This is a genomic window from Flavobacterium pokkalii (assembly GCF_014596575.1).
Classification (GTDB): Bacteria; Bacteroidota; Bacteroidia; order Flavobacteriales; family Flavobacteriaceae; genus Flavobacterium; species Flavobacterium pokkalii.
In genome coordinates this window covers 1-726 of the sequence record NZ_NASZ01000063.1, presented here as the reverse complement: position 1 = coordinate 726, position 726 = coordinate 1, and the positions used below count along the sequence as shown (strand labels likewise).

1 pseudogene is annotated in these 726 nt (G+C 43.9%); it reads right to left on the bottom strand.

Features of this window, described 5'->3' with window-relative positions:
* Positions 1–726 (bottom strand): annotated as a pseudogene (locus tag B6A10_RS16285) (hypothetical protein); the annotation flags it as partial.

Here is a 726-nt window from a genome sequence, read left to right as displayed (position 1 = left end):
CGATTGGCATTAGTGGCAACCGGACAGTTGATACTTGGTGCCTGATTGTCGCTAACTGTTACGGTAAAACTACAGTTTACAACAGTATTTACTCCGTCAAAAGCTGACCATGTTACAGTAGTTACCCCTTTGTCGAATACCACTCCGGCAAGAGAAGTTCCGCTTCCGGTCGTGTCACCACTTAGAGTATAGGTTAAAGAAGTTACTCCACAATTATCAGTAGCAGTAGCGTTGAATTCATTTCCTACAGCGGTATAAGTACAAAGCGTAGCATTGGTATTTCGATTGGCATTAGTGGCAACCGGACAGTTGATAATTGGTGCCTGATTGTCGCTTACCGTTACTGTAAAACTACAGTTTACAGCAGTATTTACTCCGTCAGAAGCCGACCATGTCACAGTAGTAACCCCTTTGTTGAAAACCACTCCGGCAAGAGAAGTTCCGCTTCCGGTCGTAGCTCCGCTTAATGAATAAGTTAAAGAAGTTACCGCACAATTATCAGTAGCAGTAGCATTAAATTCATTTCCTACAGTGGTATAAGTACAAAGCGCAGCATTGGTATTTCGATTGGTATTAGTGGCAACCGGACAGTTGATACTTGGCGCCTGATTGTCGCTAACTGTTACGGTAAAACTACAGTTTACAGCAGTATTTACTCCGTCAGAAGCCGACCATGTCACAGTAGTTACCCCTTTGTCGAATACCACTCCGGCAAGAGAAGTTCCG